The sequence below is a fragment of the Campylobacter sp. RM5004 genome, from assembly GCF_022369455.1.
Classification (GTDB): domain Bacteria; phylum Campylobacterota; class Campylobacteria; order Campylobacterales; family Campylobacteraceae; genus Campylobacter_E.
On the sequence record NZ_CP059599.1, the window covers coordinates 618,749 to 639,712 of the forward strand.

Annotated in this window: 14 protein-coding genes; 7 read left to right on the forward strand and 7 right to left on the reverse strand. The window is 28.2% G+C overall.

Features of this window, described 5'->3' with window-relative positions:
• Nucleotides 1-25 precede the first annotated feature (25 nt).
• On the forward strand, nt 26-778 hold the full coding sequence (locus AVANS_RS03085) for a TSUP family transporter (RefSeq protein ID WP_239818195.1): 753 nt from the start codon (nt 26-28) through the stop codon (nt 776-778).
• Here the strand turns inward: AVANS_RS03085 and AVANS_RS03090 are convergent.
• Complete coding sequence (locus AVANS_RS03090; RefSeq protein WP_239818196.1) at nt 764-1,288, reverse strand: GNAT family N-acetyltransferase; 525 nt, start codon at nt 1,286-1,288, stop codon at nt 764-766. The genes AVANS_RS03085 and AVANS_RS03090 overlap by 15 nt on opposite strands.
• Before the next feature lie 56 nt (nt 1,289-1,344).
• Between AVANS_RS03090 and AVANS_RS03095 the strand changes: the two genes are divergently transcribed.
• Both AVANS_RS03095 and AVANS_RS03100 read left to right on the forward strand, forming a co-directional pair.
• Nucleotides 1,345-2,052 carry a YebC/PmpR family DNA-binding transcriptional regulator gene (locus AVANS_RS03095; RefSeq protein ID WP_239818197.1) on the forward strand — a complete coding sequence of 236 codons (708 nt, stop codon included), beginning with the start codon at nt 1,345-1,347 and terminating at the stop codon, nt 2,050-2,052.
• 8 nt (nt 2,053-2,060) lie between these two features.
• Nucleotides 2,061-2,528: a peptidylprolyl isomerase gene (locus AVANS_RS03100; protein ID WP_239818198.1), complete on the forward strand. Its 468-nt coding sequence runs from the start codon at nt 2,061-2,063 to the stop codon at nt 2,526-2,528.
• A gap of 778 nt (nt 2,529-3,306) precedes the next feature.
• Here AVANS_RS03100 and AVANS_RS03105 read toward each other — a convergent pair.
• The 3 genes from AVANS_RS03105 to ileS form a co-directional block, all read right to left on the reverse strand.
• Entirely contained in the window at nt 3,307-7,899 is a 4,593-nt protein-coding gene (locus tag AVANS_RS03105) for an autotransporter outer membrane beta-barrel domain-containing protein (protein WP_239818199.1), read from the reverse strand.
• A gap of 215 nt (nt 7,900-8,114) precedes the next feature.
• Complete coding sequence (gene gatA, locus AVANS_RS03110; RefSeq protein ID WP_239818200.1) at nt 8,115-9,476, reverse strand: Asp-tRNA(Asn)/Glu-tRNA(Gln) amidotransferase subunit GatA; 1,362 nt, start codon at nt 9,474-9,476, stop codon at nt 8,115-8,117.
• A gap of 94 nt (nt 9,477-9,570) precedes the next feature.
• Nucleotides 9,571-12,303, reverse strand: a complete 2,733-nt coding sequence (ileS, locus tag AVANS_RS03115; protein WP_239818201.1) for an isoleucine--tRNA ligase — start codon at nt 12,301-12,303, stop codon at nt 9,571-9,573.
• Nucleotides 12,304-12,379: 76 nt separating this feature from the next.
• Here ileS and AVANS_RS03120 point away from each other — a divergent pair, with 76 nt between their 5' ends.
• Both AVANS_RS03120 and AVANS_RS03125 read left to right on the forward strand, forming a co-directional pair.
• Entirely contained in the window at nt 12,380-13,465 is a 1,086-nt protein-coding gene (locus AVANS_RS03120) for a CinA family protein (RefSeq protein WP_239818202.1), read from the forward strand.
• A complete protein-coding gene (locus tag AVANS_RS03125) occupies nt 13,462-14,118 on the forward strand; it encodes a uroporphyrinogen-III synthase (protein ID WP_239818203.1) in 657 nt (218 codons plus the stop codon). The genes AVANS_RS03120 and AVANS_RS03125 overlap by 4 nt, the downstream gene beginning before the upstream one ends.
• Here the strand turns inward: AVANS_RS03125 and AVANS_RS03130 are convergent.
• Nucleotides 14,094-14,258, reverse strand: coding sequence for a hypothetical protein (locus tag AVANS_RS03130; protein ID WP_239818204.1), 165 nt, complete (start codon nt 14,256-14,258; stop codon nt 14,094-14,096). The two genes, AVANS_RS03125 and AVANS_RS03130, sit on opposite strands and share 25 nt — an antisense overlap.
• Before the next feature lie 689 nt (nt 14,259-14,947).
• Between AVANS_RS03130 and AVANS_RS03135 the strand changes: the two genes are divergently transcribed.
• Complete coding sequence (locus AVANS_RS03135; RefSeq protein ID WP_239818205.1) at nt 14,948-16,228, forward strand: aminotransferase class V-fold PLP-dependent enzyme; 1,281 nt, start codon at nt 14,948-14,950, stop codon at nt 16,226-16,228.
• 10 nt (nt 16,229-16,238) lie between these two features.
• Complete coding sequence (locus AVANS_RS03140; protein WP_239818206.1) at nt 16,239-17,189, forward strand: glycosyl transferase family 90; 951 nt, start codon at nt 16,239-16,241, stop codon at nt 17,187-17,189.
• A 110-nt stretch (nt 17,190-17,299) separates the two neighbouring features.
• Here the strand turns inward: AVANS_RS03140 and der are convergent, their stop codons facing one another.
• Together der and flgK are read right to left on the reverse strand one after the other, a co-directional pair.
• On the reverse strand, nt 17,300-18,706 hold the full coding sequence (gene der / locus AVANS_RS03145; RefSeq protein WP_239818207.1) for a ribosome biogenesis GTPase Der: 1,407 nt from the start codon (nt 18,704-18,706) through the stop codon (nt 17,300-17,302).
• A 37-nt stretch (nt 18,707-18,743) separates the two neighbouring features.
• On the reverse strand, nt 18,744-20,594 hold the full coding sequence (flgK, locus tag AVANS_RS03150) for a flagellar hook-associated protein FlgK (RefSeq protein ID WP_239818208.1): 1,851 nt from the start codon (nt 20,592-20,594) through the stop codon (nt 18,744-18,746).
• Nucleotides 20,595-20,964 lie beyond the last annotated feature (370 nt).

A 20,964-nucleotide genomic window follows, 5' to 3' on the forward strand; every position in this document is an offset into this window, starting at 1 on the left:
TGGAATTTGAATTAGGAATTTGAACTTGGAATTTAGTGTTTTAGAATATTTTATAGGCTTTTTAGCTTCGTTTGTTGGTGGTTTTATTGATGCTATTGTAGGCGGTGGTGGGCTTGTTACTTTGCCTGTTATTTTGGGTTTAGGAGTTCCGCCTAGTTTAGCAATAGCAACTAGCAAACTTCAAGCTAGTATGGCAGCACTTTCGGCTGTTTTTAGCCTAAGAAAAGAAATAAAGTTCAAAGAATTAAAGCTTGGAATTTTAATAACGGCAATTTTTTCTATCATAGGTAGCTATACTTTACTTTTAATTTCAAATGAAAAAATAATGCCTTTAATTCTAGCTATACTTATTTTGGTTTTTTTATACACTATTTTTAAGCCAAATTTAGGTGCAATTAATAAAAAGGCTGTTTTAACTACTACAAGCTTTTTAATTATTTTTGGGATAGTTTTAGGATTTTATGATGGTTTTATAGGTCCTGGAACGGGTTCGTTTTGGATACTTGCATTTACAACCTTACTTGGATTTAATTTAAAACAAGCTTCAATTAATACAAAAGTATTAAATACTACTAGCAATGTTTGTTCTTTACTTTTCTTTTTGTGTTTTTATGAAATCTTGATTAAACTAGGGCTTATCATGGGAATAGGTGGAATAATAGGAGCTTATTTAGGTGGTAAATGCCTTTTAAAAATTAATGTTAATTTGGTTAGAAAGGCATTTATATTCATTGTTTTTTGTACGATTTGTAAGCTTATTTATTCAAATTTCTTTTAACATTTTAAAATAAGTTTTAAAATCTTCGCATTCTTTAATTATAAAAAAGCCATATTTTTCATAGACTTTAGGCGTTTTAGTAATTAAAGAAATCACTTTATAGTTTTTGTTTTTAGCAATAATTTCTAAGTAATTTATAAATTCTTTAAGTATTCCACGACCCCTATATTCAGGCAAAACTGCAATGCTATCAAGATAAAATTCATTTGTATCACATTCTTTAATAATTTCATAATTTGAATTATTTTGTTTTAAAAACTCTTTTAAAGCATCATCATTGTATTCGCTATCGCCATAAGCACAGCAAATTGCTATTATTTTATTATCTTTTTCATAGACAAATAGATTTTCTAAGCAAAATCTAGTGTTTTCTTTGCCAAAGAATTCATAAAATTTTTCAATTTTTTTATGATAGTTTCGCTCATTAAAAAAGTTTTCGCTAAATTCGGACATAGCAAGGTCTAAAATCTCACAAGCTTTATAATCACACATTCTAGCAGGTCTAATCATTAGTTATCCTTGTTTTTGTAAAATCAAGGCTTTATTTTAATATTAAGAGGTAAAGAATGGGAAGAGCGTTTGAATACAGACGAGCGTCAAAAGAAGCTCGCTGGGATAAGATGAGTAAGATATTTCCAAAACTTGCTAAAGCTATTGAAGTAGCTGCTAAAGAGGGCGGAATTGACCCTGAAATGAATGCAAAACTTCGCACAGCAATTGCAACTGCAAAAGCTCAAAATATGCCAAAAGACAATATCGATGCGGCAATAAAAAGAGCAGCGGGAAAAGATGGCAATGATATTAAAAGTCTTCATTATGAAGCAAAAGCAAATTATGGAGTTCAAATAATAGTTGAGGTTGCTACTGATAATACAAATAGAACTGCTGCAAATATTAAAGCGATTTTTAATAAAAACGGAGCAACTCCACTTGTAAATGGAAGCTTGGAGTTTTTATTTTCAAGAAAGAGTGTTTTTATATGCAAAAAACCTGAACTTGATTTAGAAGAATTAGAATTAAGTCTTATTGATTTTGGTTTAGAAGAATTAGAAGATGAAGGCGAAAATATAAGAATTATCGGAGCTTATGATAGCTTTAAAGAGCTTAGCACAGGCATAGATGAGCTAAAATTAGAGCTTGTTAGTGGTAAGCTTGAGTATATTCCAAATAATCCGATTAGCCTTAGTGAAGAGCAAATTACTGAGCTTGAAAAATTACTTGATAAGCTTGAAGATGATGATGATGTTCAAGCTGTTTATACAAATATAGAATAAGGATTAATATGTTAAAAGTATATGAAAATTTAGCAGATTTAGAAAATATTAATGAAACTATAATTAAGACAAATAAAGGCGAAATGAAGCTTACATTATTTAAAGATAGCCCACAAGCGACACTAAACTTTACTCATTTAGTAAAAAGTGGTTTTTATAATGGACTTAAGTTTCATAGAGTAATTCCTAATTTTGTAATTCAAGGTGGTTGCCCAAATGGAACAGGCACTGGAGGTCCAGGCTGGAATATCAAATGTGAATGCAAAAATCAAGAGCATAAACATTTAAGAGGAACTTTATCAATGGCTCACGCTGGTCCTAATACTGGTGGTTCTCAATTTTTCATTTGTCATTCAGCTCAACCACATTTAGATGGAGTTCATACTATTTTTGGTCAAATTAATGATGATGATAGTTTAAAAGTGCTAGATAGTATCCGCCAAGGCGATATTATAGAAAGCGTAGAAATCAAGTAATTTTATTTTCCTATTTCATAATTTTTGAAATAGGAAATAACTTTTATAATTCCTATTTCAAATTCTTTAAAATTTAATGTAATTTCTAAGCGAATTTAAAAGGAATTTGAATTCGGAAATTAAGTTTTAAAAATCCAAAATCTTATTTTATATTCCTTTAATCTTAAGAATAAATATCCATCTTTGTAAGTCTAAAAGATTTACAATAGACAAATTCACTCACATTATCCCTAACTCTTTGGCTTTACTTTAAGAATTAGGAATAGTCTTAAAAGTGGTTAGAGTTTTAAGAATTTGAAATAGGAATTTCATTTTTCTTTAATTTTCAATGTAATTTCTAAGTAAATTCAAAAGGAATTTGAATTTGGAATTTCGTTTGTTAAAAAAGATTTTTTGTAGTTTTTATAATTCTTTTCTTAGGGGAAGGGGTAAGGACTTAAATTGCGAAGTCGTTCCTTACCCCTCCCCTAAAACCCCTTCCCCCATCCTGACAACGCCACTGCAGAGAAAAATTGCCTAAAATCCATAACCTGCTACTCTATCGCTTCGCACCTCGATGGATTTTTTAACTGCAATTTTCCACATCTTTATTGTAATTTTGCTCTGCAAAATTACGCTGAAATTCTTATTTCAAATTCTTTGATTTTTTGCTTGAAATTTTAAGGAATTTGAAATAGGAATTTAAACAGCTTTAATAAGATTAAAAAACTTAATTTAATGTATATTTGAAGTTAATAAGTAAAAACTTTAAGAGTAATTACTCTAAAAAGAGTAATTACTAAAATTTATAATTAAAGCCTAAATTTACTTTATAGTTTGATTCGTTTGTAAGCGAAATCTTTTTGGCAATATCAGCATTAATATCAAGCTTATTGCTAGGTTTTACTAATAAGCCTAATTTAGCATTTAAACCATAATCTCTAATTCCACTAAAATCACTCTCAAGCATAGAAACAACATTAGCTTTAGGAGATTTATTTAAATCATTATAATAAGCTAATTCAGTTTTCAAGCTAAAGTTTTTGTTCAAATCAACTCCTGCTTTTACGCCTGTTTTTAAGCTTACTAATGTTCCTTGATTTGCTGTGATTTGCACATTTTTTGTTTTTACATTATGTTTTTGAAATCTAGTAGCATTTATTTCTAAACTTGGCTCTATATAGCTTGTAGTTCCTAATCTATGTCCTGCTTTTATGCTTGCTTGCCATAAATTAGTGTAGTAAGTGTTATTAAACTCAAGTTTTTTAGCATCAAATTTATGTTTAAGACTTGCATAAGCTAAAGAATAATCAATAAATACTCCATTATAAAAATTAGTGCTAGCATAAGCTCCGATTAGTTTAGTATCTATTTTAGCATTATCTAAACTAAGTCTTGAAGCGTTAGTAAATGCTCCATAACTTACGCTTAATTTATCTAAGTCAATAAAATTATCAACTCCTACACTTATGCCTTTATTTTTTAGCTTAATGTCATTATAAAAATTATATGAATAATTATTATCTAGCCAAAAACCATGATTTTTATTATCAGTTCTTAGATAAGTATATCTATCATTTAAAATATCTAAATTGTTCTTTGCTATGAAATAAGGATTATAAATAATGCTATTTAGTTCTTTTTTTGTTGCATTATCAAATACTTCGCTCATAATATAATCTTTATAATTTTTATCTACTGCTTGAGTAGTAGAATAATTTGCGTTTCCTTTGCCATTGATAATATCTATTACTTCGCTTTCGCTAAGTTCTTTGCCCGCAAGCCCAACGCTCCAAATCTCTTTAATACTTGTTCCATCATCAATTTTATTATAATGAACTACGCTAGGTGATAAAAAGATTGTTGAAATAGGGGTCGTGTAAGTTACTTTAAAAAATTCTTGTTTTACTATTTTAGGACTTGCTGCAAGCATGTCAGCTCTAATAGCATTAGGTGCTTTGTTATTTATTATTGCTACTGGAACATAGCCATTTATTAGTTTGCCTATATTTGTGTTTGAAATATTGATTGTATTATTTCCACCACTTGCACCTTCTTTTGCTATGATAGCTCCACTAAAATGCTCGTATAAAGAAGTATTATACCCCCCCCCAGTGATATAAAAAGTTGAATTTATAGCATTAAGTTTATTTACTGCTAATTGTCCTACTATGTTTGAGTTATTTACGCTTAGACTATCTACTCTAATTCCACCTTTAATAGCTGAATTGTTTATAGTGTAGTTTCCACTTGTGATTTCTGCCTTATCATAAACGCTAGTTGCCTTATCATCATTACCTTTTAAAAAGATTTTTGATGTTACATTTGAATTAGTTATTTGAGCTTGTTTTGCACTAATTTGGCTTGTATTTACATCTATGTTTTCAATAAGAAGAGTATCTTTTACTTCAACAACTTTAGCATTTATTTCATCTTTAGTATTAACATCTTCGTTTTTAAAATTGATATTATTTGAGATGATATTGTTTAAATCATTGTTTGTGCTTGCGTTTAAAGTCCCATTACTTACAATAATATCTCCATGGAAGTGGTTTGTATCTACACTAAAATTAGCTTCATCATTAGTGATGGTAACATCGCCTTTAAAAGTATTGTTTGAGCCTACGATAGTTCCTATTTCTACTTTATCTTCATAAAAGGCTGAATTAGTATTTAAAACGCCTGTTCCTGTAACTTCTTTAGATACTTCACTACCTTCTTCTACATTAATAATTCCATTATTAACAATACTTCCTAATATGGTTGAATTATTTACTATGCTTAAACTTGCATCTTTGTTATTTACATTAATTCCGTGATTTAATTTAGCATTATCTAAGATATTGTTTTTACTATTTCCTGTGATGGTTAGAGTATTATCAAAGGTTGAACCAACTGCATTAATACTATCAGCTACAACTTCTCCTTTAAAGGTACTATTATTATCGCTTAAAAGATTGTTTGTAGTTATGTTTCCACTAAATTCTGTATTAGTAGAAGTAAAATTATTACCTGCACTAAAATTAGCTGAGCTAGTTTGTTTGGTGGTGTTTGTGATAGTTATATCATTGCTTGCTGATACTACTTTATTAGTAGTTATGCTTGAATCATTTAGATTTAAATTTTTTACTTCTTCAATATCACCTGTAATGGCTGAATTAGTAAGTGTTAAATTGTTTCCTACTTTAAAGCTACCTTGAATATTAGCTGAATTATCTATTTTAACATCGTTTTTAACGATTACACTAGTAGATTCTAAACTACTATTATTTAAAGTGATATTTCCTACTTCATTAACATTACCTTTAATTGTAGAATTAGTTATGCTAACATCTTCAATCTCTCCGGTACAACCTTCTTCTATAAGGCAATACCCCCTATCATTTCTAGTAATATTTCCATTTAATGTAGCATTATCAATGATAACTTTATTTGTTCCTTGAATATCTCCATTTAAAATAGAATTATTTTTAAGTGTTAAAGTCCCTGTTTCTACATTCGCATTTATTGTAGCATTATCAATAATAATATTTGTATCTATTTTATTTACGTGCCAATATAATGGTGATATTAAAATTTGATTTATTGTTCTTAGTTCTGTTGCAGTTATATTACCACCTGTTATCTTTATATTTTTAGCTTTTATTGCTTTGTTTGTATTTTTTATATCTGTATTACTTAGACTTAAGTTATCAACAACAAAAGATAAACCACCATTATTTCTATTTCCAATACCAACTTCTATTAAATTTGAATCGCTTATATTGATACTATTATTTACTAATTCTTCTTCATTTACATTAGCAGAATGCATACCAGTATTTGCTATCTTCATATTTGTTAAATTTAAAGTAGAATTATTATCAACACCAAATTCTAAGTTTGTTTCACTATCTTCAAAATTTTTAATACCATCTAAATCTAAGATTCCACTTGAGTAAATACCACCAGATTTAATAACTAATTTTTGTGTTTTGTTAAAATTATGATTATTTACATGTATAGTTCCACCCCTAAGCGTTCCTTGTATTGTGCTTAGATTATCAAAGAATATATTTCCACCTGTAATATCGCTATTAATTGTAGAATTTGTAATATGTATATTACCACCACCTAAAGTAGCTTTAGCATCAGTGTTGTTAATTACGCTATTGTTTATATAAACCTTAGCAGCTGACGCTGCACTTGCTGAACCTATTGAGGTGTTTGTAAATTTTGAATTATTAAATATTGTTGTGTTGTTAAATTTGAAAGAGTAATTGTTAATTGCGGTATTTATAAATTCGCTATCATTAAAAGTTGCTTGCGCTTTATCTCCTAAAGTTATATGATGACCACTGCCTTTAACATTTGTATTTTGCACTAAAAGTCTATTAAATGTATTTTCTCCATTCAAATCAATCCTATAAGTTCCTGATGATAAATTAATATCATTAAAAGTTACATTGTTTAATTGCATATCAGAACTATTTGAACTAATATTAATCTTTTTATCAGCTGAACCATTTATTGTATGATTAATCAAAGTTAGATTTGCTAAATTTAAATCTTGCTTAATTTCATAGCTTGAATTATTAATCGTAAGACTATTATTAGCTCCAAATACTATTTCAGAATTTACAATTGAATTGTTTGTAATAGAAATACTAGCATTATTTTCAAGTGTTATTTTTTCACCTTCTATATAGCTACTATCAATATTCGCTGAAGTTCTTATTGTTATATCAGTATCTAAAATAGATGAATTAGCAATATTTAAATTTCTTGAAAATATACTAGAATTTTTATTATCACTAGTTTTATCTAAAATCACCCCATTTAAAGTAAGATTTGGGATATATGCTTTTTGTATTGTATTATTACTAGGATTTATTTTAGATAAGCCAAGTTGACTATCGTGGATTGTAGAATTTTTGATAATCAAAGTTCCTTTTTCGTTTGCTTCACTCCAAGGCTCAATTTTTATATCACTAATGCTTGAATTATCAAATGTTGTTGTCGAAGTGTCTTTTAGCAAATAATTAAATCCAGAATTATTCCTATTGCCTTGCAAACTTACATTATCAAATATATTAATCTTATCAAAAATTACTTTATTATTAAAATCTAAAACACTATTATTAATGGTAGTACCTATAATATTAGTAGTGTCTTTAGTTGAAGTTATTTGCATGTTTGAATAATTTTGATTTAAATTAAGTGTTCCACCTGTGTGGTTTATTATAGTTTTTACGTTTCCATCAGTAGCTGCTGCATTATGGGTTCCACTATTTACATTTATTATAGTATCTGCTAATGTAACTATATTATTATTTAAATTAGTTTCAGCATTAATTATATTAGCACTTAAAAGCATAAAAGCAATTAATGATAGCCTTATGGTTTTATTCATTTTTATCCCCTAAAATTAAATGAAAAAATAAGTGAATTATATTGAAAAAACCATATATTAAGATTAATGAATAGTTAATATAACGGGTGTTTATTTCATAAAACTTAAGAAAAATTATTAATTAAAAGTAATGTTATTTTATTTAATTTACTAAGCAAATTCCTAATTCAAATTCTAATAATTTTTAAGGAATTTGAATTAGGAAATAAGATTAATTATTTAACAGCGTTTTCAAGGCTTAATGCAGCATTTAATAGATTTAATTCATCAAATCTTTTTGCTACTAATTGCACGCTTACATTTAAATTATCATCAGTTTTTGCTACCGGAACGCTAATTCCTGCTAGTTTTGCAAGATTTACTGAAATTGTGAAAATATCTTCTAAATAGCTTTCAACTGAAGTACTTTTCGCATCAAAAGTTTTTGGTAATGTTGGACTAACTGGCATTAAGATTAAATCATTATCACTTAAAATTTCGTTATATTTTCTTGTAATTACTTCTCTTACTAATTGAGCTTTTTTATAGTAAGCATCTATGTAGCCACTTGATAAAACGAAAGTTCCAAGAAGTATTCTTTTGCGAACTTCAAAGCCAAAGCCTTCGCTTCTAGTATTTACATAAAGTTCGTTTAAGTCTTTAAAATCATCAGCTCTTTTTCCATATCTTATACCATCATAACGACTTAGGTTTGCACTAGCTTCTGCACAAGCTATTATATAATAAGCTGCTACATCGTATTTACTATCAGCTAAATTAACTTCACTTATGCTATGTCCGTGAGCTTTTAGTTTTTCTATCGCTTCATAGGTTTTTGCTTTGATATCTTCTGAGCATGAATCAATATAATTTTTAATAATTGCGATTTTATATTTTTTATTAGCGTCTAATTTATCAAATGTAGAAACAAAATCTACATTAGCACTTGTGCTATCGTATTTGCAATAGCCTGCGATTGCATCGTATAAAATACTAGCATCTTTTACATTTTGAGTTAGCACTCCAACTTGATCTAAGCTACTTGAATAACTAGCAAGTCCGTATCTACTAACTCTTCCATAACTAGGTTTAAATCCAACACAACCACAAAAAGCAGCAGGTTGGCGAACGCTTCCGCCTGTATCGCTTCCAAGTGCTGCTAGAGCGATTTTAGCCCCAACAACTGCAGCGCTACCACCACTACTTCCACCAGGAACTAAAGAATTATTAAGTGGGTTTAAAGTCTTGCCATAATAACTACTTTTAGTAGTATTTCCCATAGCAAATTCATCCATATTACATCTTCCAAATGGTGCAAAGCCTTTATTTTTCATATTAGTAATTACACTAGCATCATAAGGTGCTACATATCCTTGCATAATTTTTGAGCCATTTGTAACACTCCAGCCCTTTACTTGAATATTGTCTTTAATAGCAACAGGCACGCCTAAATAATCAACATCATCTAAAGGAGTGTTTATTAATTGCTCTACATAAGCTCCTAAATGCTTATTTTCTAAAGCTAATTTATTTAATTCTTTTTTTAATTCTATTAATTCATTATCGCTTAATTTTAAAGCTTGTTCTAAAGTTATCATTTCTTTCCTTTATTTACTAAAATTACTCCAATAGCACAAATTATAGCAAGAACTATAATTGTGCTAGCTATTAGCTCAAAGCTAACAGGTTCGCTCATTTTAAAACCTTTTCACATCTAGGACATAAGCTATCATCACTAGCGCTTAAATATTTCCAACATCTAGGGCATTTATGCATACTTGATTTTGTGATTTTGTATTTTTTGCCATCTAGCTCAAAACTTGCCAATGCTTCATTATCATTTAAGCTTTCTATTTTGCTTAAAGAATAAAAATCAGCTGCATCTTTAAAGCCTAAAATAGTTTCATCATCGGTTGATAAGTTAAGTTCTAATGTGCTTTTTATAACTTTTTCTTTTTTAAGAACATCAATTTGTTCATAAAACTTAACACGAGTTTTTAATAAGTATTCATAATCATATTTACTTTCTTTGATAAAAGCCTTTAAATCAAAGTCTTCTAAATCAAAAATACTTCTAATATCTCCTACTATGAATTTATTTGCGTGTTCGCAAGCTTCGTTTGTAGTATGAGTTAAAACAGGTGCTAATAAAACTAATAATTTTTTAAGTATTAAAGCCATTGCTGTAATTGATGCAGTTCTTTTACTATCATCTTTTGCATCGCAATATAAGCTATCTTTGCAAACATCAAGATAAACGCCACTTAAATCAGCACTTAAGAAAGTGCAAAGTGCATTCATTCCTTTAGCAAAATCATATTCTAAGAAAGATTTTTTATAAAGTTCAAATACATTATAAGCTTTATTTAAAATCATCTTATCAAGTTCGCTAAAATCATAATTATAAGCTTTTAATTCGCTTGTATTTGCTAATAAAAATCTTATTGTATTTCTTATTTTTCTATACTGCTCGCTAGTTTGTTTTAGTATGCTTTCTCCTAATTTAACATCAGTTGAATAATCACATAATGTAATGTAAAGTCTAAAGATTTCTAAGCCGTAATTTTTCGCAATTTGTTCAGGTGCTATTACGTTGCCTAAACTCTTACTCATTTTTCTACCTTTTTCATCTACGGTAAATCCGTGAGTTAAAACTGCTTTATAAGGTGCTTGTTTGTTTAAAATTACACTTAGTAATAATGAACTTTGAAACCATCCACGATGCTGGTCGCTTCCTTCTAAATACATATCAGCTTGAGTTGTTTTAATATCGTAATTTCCACTAGCTAAAACAGCATTAAATGTAGAACCACTATCAAACCAAACGTCTAAAATATCGGTAACTTTTTCTAATTCATCTGCTTTATATTTTGAATTAGCAGGTAATAAGTCTTTTATTTCTTTTTGCCACCAAACTCTTACACCTTCTTTTTCAAATATACTTGCAAGATGTTCGTAAAGTTCAAAATCCATAATCAAATTCCCTGACTTATCATTAAAGAAAGCCAAAGGCACACCCCAAGAACGTTGTCTTGAAATACACCAATCAGGGCGATTTGCAACCATTGTTCCGATTCTATTTTTTCCTGCTTTTGGATAAAAATTAACATCGTCTAAAGATTTTAAAGCTAATTCTCTTAAAGTCATACCATTGTAAAATTCTTTATCCATAGCTATGAAAAATTGCTTTGTAGCTCTATAAATTATAGGCTTGTGGGTTCTCCAACAAAATGGATATGAGTGAATGAATTTTGAGCTTTTTATTAGGTTTTCGCCTAATAATTCAAGTATTACTTCATTTGCTTTAAATACATGCATTCCAAGTAATTCAGGTTTATTTGGAACTAATCTTTTAATATTTTCATCATAACAACCATTATCACCAACAGGCATTTCAACTTCTATTCCATATCTAAGACAAGCATAATAGTCATCTTCTCCGTGTCCTGGTGCAGTATGAACAAGACCACTACCACCATCCATTAAAACATGATCGCCTGTGATGAATTGTGATTTATTATTATTTAGTGGATTTAATGCGAAAGTATTTTCTAAGAAATCTCCTTTAAATTCCAATACAGGTTTGATTTCAAAATCAGCTAAATCATCTAATCTTTTCTTAGCTACGATAAGACCATTTTCGCCTAATACATAAAGCTCATCTTTATTTAAAGCTATTGCTTTATTTGCTGGTAGCGTCCAAGGAGTAGTAGTCCAAATAACAGCTCTTGCATTATTTAAAACGCTTTCACTTGCTCCAAGCGATTTTAATTTTTCTTTAGCATCATCATTTAGTGCAAATGCTACGAAAATTGAATAATCTTCTTTATCTTCATATTCAACTTCAGCTTCAGCTAAAGCACTCTTAGCAGCCCAACTCCAATAAACTGGCTTACTTCTTTGAATTAAAAGTCCGTTTTTTGCTACTTCTAAAAGTGTTTTATAAATATTTGCTTCAAACTTAAAATCCATTGTAAGATAAGGCTTTTCAAAATCTCCTATAATTCCTAAATCTTGAAATTCTTTCTTTTGAATAGCTATGAATTCATTAGCATGATCGGTGCATGCGTCGTGAATTTCTTTTATAGTTGGATTTTTATCCTTTAATTTAATTTCAACTTGTTGTTCAATAGGCAAACCATGGCAATCCCAACCTGGAGTATAGCTAATAGAATTATTTGCTAAAAAATATCTAGTTTTATTGATAGTATCTTTTAAGATTTTATTTAAAGCATGACCTATATGTAAATGTCCGTTAGCATAAGGAGGTCCGTCGTGTAAAACAAACTTCGGAGCTTTTTTATCTCTTAATTGCTGATATGCAAATGATGAAAATTTTTCAAAACTCTTTTTTTCATTTTCATAAAGATTTGCTCTCATCTCAAAAGTGGTATTAGGTAATAATAATGTATCTTTATAATCCATAATGTGCCCTTGTAATAATTTTTGATTGTTAAAATGCACTTATTTTGCTATACTTTTTTAAATAAAAGGATAAGAAATGAAACATTTATTAATATATTTTACAAAAGATTTGAGTTTTAATAATTCATTTTGCAATTTTGTGGATAGAAAACTACAAGAAAAGAATTTAATAACTAATTCAATAATAAAATTAAATGATGATGATTCTAAATTAAACACGCTTTTAGAAATTGATGCAAAAAAATATGAATTAATCACAATAATTGCAGATGAGCATTCTTTTTCAATGATTAATAAAATACTTGCAACCTTAAAAGAATGCGAATTATTTTTAGTTGATGATGAATTCATTGTAGCTGATACTAAAGTTTATCAAAAAAACTCAGTTTTAATTGATTTAAATGGTATTTCAATTAATGTTTTAAAGGCTAGTGCTTTTTATTTGCCTGAGATTTTACATACAGCAAAAGCAAATTATGATTTTTTAATAAGTGATTTGGACTTAGAAAGTGCTGAAATTTTATTAAATACTAGCGTTAAACCTTATGGGGTAAATCTTAATATATTTTCAATTTTGGATAATTTATTGTATGTAAAAGTTACTACTAATGAATATTCTGATGAAGTAGGGTTTTTAAACTCAATCAAATCATTATTTCCTAAAAAAATACTTTTTACAAACAATATTTATAAACATATAATCACAAAGTTAAAAGAAAATAATAAAAAATTTAGCCTTGCAGAAAGCTGCACCGGTGGAATGATAGCAAGCAATTTTACTAAGATTGATGGTGCTAGTGAAGTTTATGAAGGAAGTGTGGTAACTTATTCAAATAAGAGCAAAAAAGCTTGGCTTAATGTAGATGATTTTTATTTAGAAAATGGTGCTGTATATTCTCAAAATTGTTCTTTAGCAATGGCTAATGGGGTTTTAAAACTTACAAAGGCAAATTACACTATATCTTGCACTGGAGTATTAGGTGCAAATGATGATTTAGGAACTAAAAGCGGTGTTGTTTATATAAGCGCTGTTAGTGATACAGGATTAATTTTACATGAAAGATTAGAGCTAAAAGGTGATAGAATTTATATGCAAGAGCAATGCTCTTATGCTTGTGCTTTATTATTATGTAAATTAGAAAAGGATTTATTCTTTGAATGATTTATGTAGTTGGCTTAAAAAATGAAAGTAATATTAAAAGTATTTTTGTAAATGAAATTATTTTTAATGAATTTAGCATAAATGATGATTTTAGTGTAGCTATATTTACAAGCAAAAATGCTGTAAAAGCTTGTGAAATTAATAATATTAATTTAAAAAATAAAAAGATTTTTAGCATAGGTAGTGCAACTACAAATTATTTAAATGAAATTGGTTTAAATGTATTTTATACAGGCAGCACTGCGCACGCAAGTGAGTTTAAATACGAGATTTTACCTTTGCTTAAAAGTGAAAAATGTGTTTATTTTAAGGCTTTGCAAATTATTAGCGATTTAGATGAGTTTTTATATAAAAACAACATTGATTTAAGATGCGTTGTATCATATTCTAACCATAGATTAAAAGCGCCTTTAGGCAATGATTTTATGCCTTTTAATGAAGAGATTAAAGAAGATGATATTTTGATTTTTTTAGCACCTTCTGGGGTTAGAGATTTTGCTTATTTTTATGATTTTTTTCCAAAAAATATAATAGCAATTGGTAAAAGCACTCAAAAAGCTTTAAGTGATTTAAAAATAAATTCAATTATTCCAGCTTATCCAACTCTTGATGAATGCTTAAAGCTAGCTCAAGATTTAAAAAAGCTTTCGTGATTTGCTAATATTAATCTCTTATCATTTAGGCTAAGAAGTTTATTGCTAAAGCCACTTTGAGAAAAAAGCACGAAATAATCAGGCTCAAATCCTAAATATTTTGCTTTTTGCAATAATCTTGAATATGAGCTAAGGCACATTTTTTTGCCTTTAAATTTAACTTCTCCTAATAAGCTTAATTCATAATTATTATAAAAAATATCACACTCATAGTCTTTACCCCAAATGCTTTTAATGCCTTTTATATTAAAGTTTTTTTCGCACCATTGTTTAGCGATTTGCTCGTAAATATATGATAAGTAATTATTAAAATTATTTGAAATTATAGAAAATGCTAAGTCTTTATCTTTTAGGATAATTTTTTCAAGTGATTTTAAAAAATAAAAATAAAATCTTGCATAGTTTGAATTAAATATTACTTTATTTTGTGCGTAATAGCTTTTAAAAAATAATAAATTATTATTAAGTTCTATTGTTAAAAATCCACGATTTATAAGAGAATGAAAGCTTTTTCTAGCTTTAAATCTACTTTGGTATTTGTTTATAGAAAACTCAAGGCGAGAATTTTTTGCATAGTGGATTAAGGCTTTGCATTCGCTATCATTTACGCTAAATTCATTAGGGTCGTATGAATTAATTAGCTCTTTTATATAGTAATTAATATCATTTAAGCTAGGTTTAAATTCCTTATCATCAAAAACAGCATAAAACTCTAAAGCTTCATTAGGATATAAATGTGGATACCTTTTGCAAAAGTCTAAAAATTCTATAACTACCCCTTAATTTTTTTGTGCTAATTTTACTTTATTAATTTTTACAAAGGGCAAAAATGCAAATAGAAGAGCTAAAAAGCGACATAATTTTAGATGAAAATACCAAATATTTTGATTATACTGCAAGTGCTTTAGCTTTAAAATCAATTGAACTTAAAATGCAAAATATTTTAAAAACTTACGCAAACACTCACTCAGATAGCGCTAAGAATTCTAAGCTTACAAGCAAATATTATAAAGACGCAAAAAACTATATAAAACAAAGTTTAGGGCTTAGCAAGGATTATAGCTTGATTGCTTGTGGGAGTGGCTCTAGTGCTGCTATTAAAAAATTTCAAGAATTACTTGGTATTTATGTGCCGCCTTTAGTTAAAGAAAAATATTTTAAAAATATAGATAAAAGTACTTTACCATTAGTGATAGTAAGTGCAATGGAGCATCATTCAAATGAACTTAGTTTTAAAGAGGGTTTGTGTGAGTGTATTAGGCTTAATTCAAGGGATTTTAATAGTGATTTATACGAATTAGAGCGAATTTGTAAAAAAAACTCTCATAGAAAATTAATCTTTAGCTTTAATGCAGTAAGTAACATAACAGGCATTAGAGCAAATCTTAATAAAATTAGCGAAATTGCAAAAAAATATAAAGCTATTTTAGCAATTGATGCAAGTGCTGCAATTCCTTATGAAAATATTGAAATACCTTATGATGCTTTATTTTTTTCAGGTCATAAAATGCTTGGTGGAGTAGGAACAAGTGGATTTTTAGCTATTAAAAATGATTATATAGGAAGCATTCCAACTTTTGCAGCAGGTGGAACGGTTGGCTATGTTAGTAGAAGTAATTATGAGTTTTTAAGTGATTTTGAAAGCCTTGAAGAGGGTGGAACTCCTGCTATTTTACAAGTGATTAAAAGTGAATTAGCTTTTAGAATTCGTGATAATATAGGCATAAAAACGATTAAAGAAAAAGAAAATGAATTAAAAGAATATTTTTTAAATGCTATTAAAAAAGTTCAATTTAAATATAAAATCACTATTTATGCTATGAATGTAAAAGATAGGCTTCCGATTTTTTCTCTTAATTCTTTAGGAATAAGTCCTTATGATTTAGCTAAGGTTTTAAGCGATGATTTTGGGATTGAGACTAGGGCAGGGTGTGCGTGTGCTGGTCCTTATGCGCATGATTTGATGAATCTAGTTGATAATCAAAACTTTAATGCAAAACCTGGATTTTTAAGAATTAGCCTTCATTATACGCATGATTTTAATGATATTGATTATTTAATAAATGCACTTTGCAAAAGTATTGAGAAATTAAACAAGAATTTGAAATAGGAATTATAAAATGAGTAGAATGATAATGAATATTAAAGGTTTGTCTTCTTTGATGATACCAAGAGTGTTTTTTACAAATAAGTTAAAAAATAAGTTAAGTTTAGTTCAAAACTTAAAGCCAGTAGAATTAGAAAAGATTAAACACAGGTTTAATTATTATAATAATATAAATGATTTTTTTGAAGTTTTACCAATAAAGGATATCGAACATGCAAGTTTAAAAGATAACTTGCTTAAAAACACATCTTATTCTTTTGATTTTTATAAAGTTAGCAAATATTTTTCAAAAGATTTTAAAGTAAATAAATTTTTTTATGATTGTGGGACTGAATTCAAAACAACAATTACAAAATCAAGACCAATAAATAGTTCTAATGTTATTTTAAAACTTGATGGTAGAAGACATTTTTGCTTTTTAAAAGATAATATAGATTTTAAAAATAAATTAGATTTAGCCGTATTTAGAGGTGCTTGTCTTCAGAAAAATAGAATAGATTTTATGAATAAATTTAAAGATAGTAATAGATTAAATTTAGGAAATGTAATTAAATCTAATAGGGGGGGGTATTTAAGCAAAGAAGAGCAGCTTAAATATAAATTTATTATTTCTCTTGAAGGTTGGGATGTAGCTACAAATTTAAAATGGATTATGAGTTCAAATTCAATTGCAATTACTCCAAGATTAAAATATGAAACTTGGTTTATGGAAGGAAGATTAATTCCAAACGAGCATTTTTTATTAATTAAAGATGATTTTAGTGATATATTTGATGTTATGGATAATGCTTTAAGTAATAATGATTTGGTAAAAAATATAATCAGAAATCAAAATGAGTATATTAAACAATTTTTAGATTTCAAAACCGAAGAACTTATCGGTATTTTAGTTTTAGCAAAATATTTTTATTTTTCTAATCAGCTAAAGCTCGATAATTTTATACTTGATTTATTTAAAGATTGAAAATATTAAGAAATTAAACAAGAATTTGAAATAGGAATTAGACTTTTAATTTTTGCTTGTAAGGGTTTGGATTTTGATTATTAAAAATCAAAATCCGAATTCAAATTCTTTTAATCTTCTATAATTTCTTTCTCGCCTTTTTTACGAGCTGCTAAGATTAGTGGAACTCCGCTTAAATCATAATGCTTTCTTAATATATTTTGTAAATAGCGTTTATAAGAAAAGTGAAGCGCCTTTGGTCTATTCATTACAAGTGCGATTTTTGGCGGTGCAACGCTATATTGTGTAGCATAATAAATCTTAACAAGCTTACCCTTATCGTGTGGTAACGGATGAGCCAAGCAAGCTTCTTCTATGATTTGATTTAGCTTAGAAGTTTGGATTTTTTGAATATAGTTTGAATGCACTTTTAATATTAAATCTAAAAGATTTTTAATGCGTTTTTTACTAAGTGCAGAAACGCTAATAATCGGAGCATAAGCTAAGAATTTAAACCTATCAAGTCTTAAATGCTTACAAACTTCATCAAATTCTTTATCGCTTTTACCGCATAAATCCCATTTATTTAGCACTATTATTACGCCTAAATAGTTTTTACCTAAAAGTCCTGCAATTCTTTCATCAAGCTCGTTAAAGCCTTCAGCAGCGTCAAGTACAAGCAGTGCTATATGTGAGTTTTCAAGCATTTTTTCAGTGCGATTTAGAGCGTATTTTTCTATTCCTAAAATCTTACTTCTTCTTCTAATTCCTGCAGTATCAATGAATTCTAGCGTTTTGCCATTATATTCTATGCTTTCATTTACAGGATCAATCGTAGTTCCTGCAATGCTACTTACAACACATCTTTCATCATTTACAAGCGCATTTAAAAGCGAGCTTTTACCTACATTTACACGCCCTAAAATAGAGATTTTTATATGATTTTCATCAATTTCGCTTACTTCATTAATGCCTTCTTCATCATACTCGCCTGCTATGTTTTCATCTAAGAAATCTTCTAAACTAAGTTCGCTAGTATCTTCTACTATACTTTCACGCAAATGTGAGCTTAAAAATTCGCTTAATTCTTCAATACCTGTTGCATGTGATACGCTTATATTAAATACATCTTTAAAACCGAAGCGAGTAAATTCATGACTTCTTTCTTCATCACGCTTGCTATCAACTTTGTTTATAACTAAAGCTGTTGGTTTTTTTAACTTTAATAAATCATAAAAATAAGCCCTATCATCATCATTAGCACCTAATTTACAATCTACCATATAAACAATTATATCAGCGTCTTTTGCTTCTTTTAAGGTGTTTTTCTTTACATTTTGAAATAATTCATCTTTATCATCAAGCCCACCACTATCAACCAAAATCGCCTTTTTGCCATTTATATCTATTATTTTTCTATTTGTATCTCTTGTCGTGCCACTTACATCTGAAGTGATTGCTAGGCGTTCTTTTGCTAAGCGATTAAAAAGTGAACTTTTGCCAACATTTGGCTTACCGATTAACATAATTTTTTGCATTTATATCCTTTATTTTAAAAACTACTCATTGTAGCTTTTATTGTTTAAGTCCTAGCAAAGTATCAAGCATTTTATCAACCGTTGTAATAATCTTAGCACTAGCACCAAAGCTTGCTTGATATTTCATAAGGTTACTTAATTCCTCGTTCATATCAACGCCGCTTACTGATTGAAATTCAGCCGTAACATTGCTTAAAATTGCTTCATTTGTTTTATGCAATGTATTGTTATTTTGTGCTCTTGATGCAATATCTGTTGTTATATATCTATAAAAACCTTCAAAAGTTGCTTCCGTGCTTTCTCCTTTTGTATCATAAAATTTAATTTTATCATATTGTAATTGAGTGATTGCATTAGCTACGTCGTTGTTTCCATCAGCTCCAGAGCTACTTGCTCTAAGTAGTGTCGGATCATGTCTTAAGCTAGTATCTACATCAATATTACTAGCATCAGTTCCTTCAAAAAACTTACCTAAGCCAAAAATACCAGGAAAATTTGTCCCATGATCTTCAACTCCTACCTTATAGCCATCAAGCTTAGGAATAAGACTAAAAATTCCACTATCTTTAGTCTCATCATAAGAATAATCAGCTGTAAAATAATCATCAAAATCGTTTAAAGTGTTATTATCGTTATTATCATCTGTGTTTGAATTAATTTTTTCAAGCAAACTTGAGCTTCTAGCTCCGCCTGTCATTGAAGTGCTTGTATCAAGTGTGATTGTTTTTCTAGCTACTTCTTTTCCGTTATCATCATATACTATTAAATCAAAAGTTCCTGTTTTTAATCTATTATCAGCATTCATAATAACATCATCACCCTTTAGGTGTGAAACTTCATTTGAAATTATTTGTTTTTGTGCTGCTCTTGAATAGATATTATTTGTTTCTGTTATTAGAGTTTTTGCAAATGAATCCATATTGTTTATATAATCTTGCAAAATTCCATCATCAAATCTATTTGTTTGAGTATTAAACTCACGACCTCTTAAGTCAAGTTGAGCGCCTAATTGACCACCGCTTAATTTGGTTGTTAAATCAGCAGTAGTTCCATCTTGAAGTTCATAATATATTCTTTGAAATGGACTTCCTGCTGCAACGCTATCAATCTTTAATGGATGAAATGTAGTGCCATCAACTATTGAAAAACCTTCAATATTTAAATGATAATCTATGCTACCATCTTTAATATTTGTATCAAATGATGAGTTTTGCTCTAAATTATCTTTAAAAACTTGAGATTTAACAAGTTTTGAAAGTCTTAATTCTAATTCATCTCTTTTATCTCTTAAATCATTAGCCATAGAATCACCTGCTGACTCACTTGCTGCTATTTGGCCATTGATTGTTGCTATATCTTTTCCTATTCTATTTATTTCTTCAATGGTTAAAACAATATCATCATTAACAGAATTTTGCATTTTAAAAAGGTCATTTCTAGTTGCGCTTATATCTTTAGCTAAGGTTTTTGAAACTTGAATTAAGTTAATTTTCATTGCACTATCTGCTGGATGGCTTGCATAATCATTCCAAGCTTTTTGGTATTGTTGCAAGTCATTTAATATACCAACATCTTTTAAGTCAGGAAATCTTTGTGCTACTTCTTCAAGTTTGGTTTTAAAATATTTTGTATTTTCTACATTATTTGTGTTATCTCTTAGTTTTGTGAAAACATACTCATCATGAATTCTTACTATCTTATCTACTTTTGTACCAAGACCAATATCTCCTGCTCTAACATGCAGAGCATCAGCAGCTGATTGAACTACTCTTTGTCTTGTGTAGTATGGATTATTTGCATTTGTAATATTGTGTCCTGTTGTAGATATTTGAACCTGTGCAGCACCTAAACCACTTACACCGGTGTTTAATGTTGAAAATATACTCATAAAATAACCTTTAAAATATTTTTATAATCTTTAGCAAAATATATTCCATATCGTAAAAATCTCGTTTAACTTTATACTTAATTGAAAAAATAATTAATTTTTTAGGATATTTTTTAATTTCTATTTTAAAGGTTTATGATATGTAAAACTAATTTATTATTAAAAATAAGAAGAAATTAAAATAGGAACTTAAAAGTTATAGCAAAATAAAAAGTCTAATTCCTATTTCAAATTCTTTTTAAATTCTAAAGAATTTGAAATAGGAATTTAAACATCTTTAATGAAATTAAAATCTAATTTTTATTTTAAACACCTAAAACAAATTAAGCTAAATATATGTAAAAATGAAAAGAATTTGAAATAGGAATTT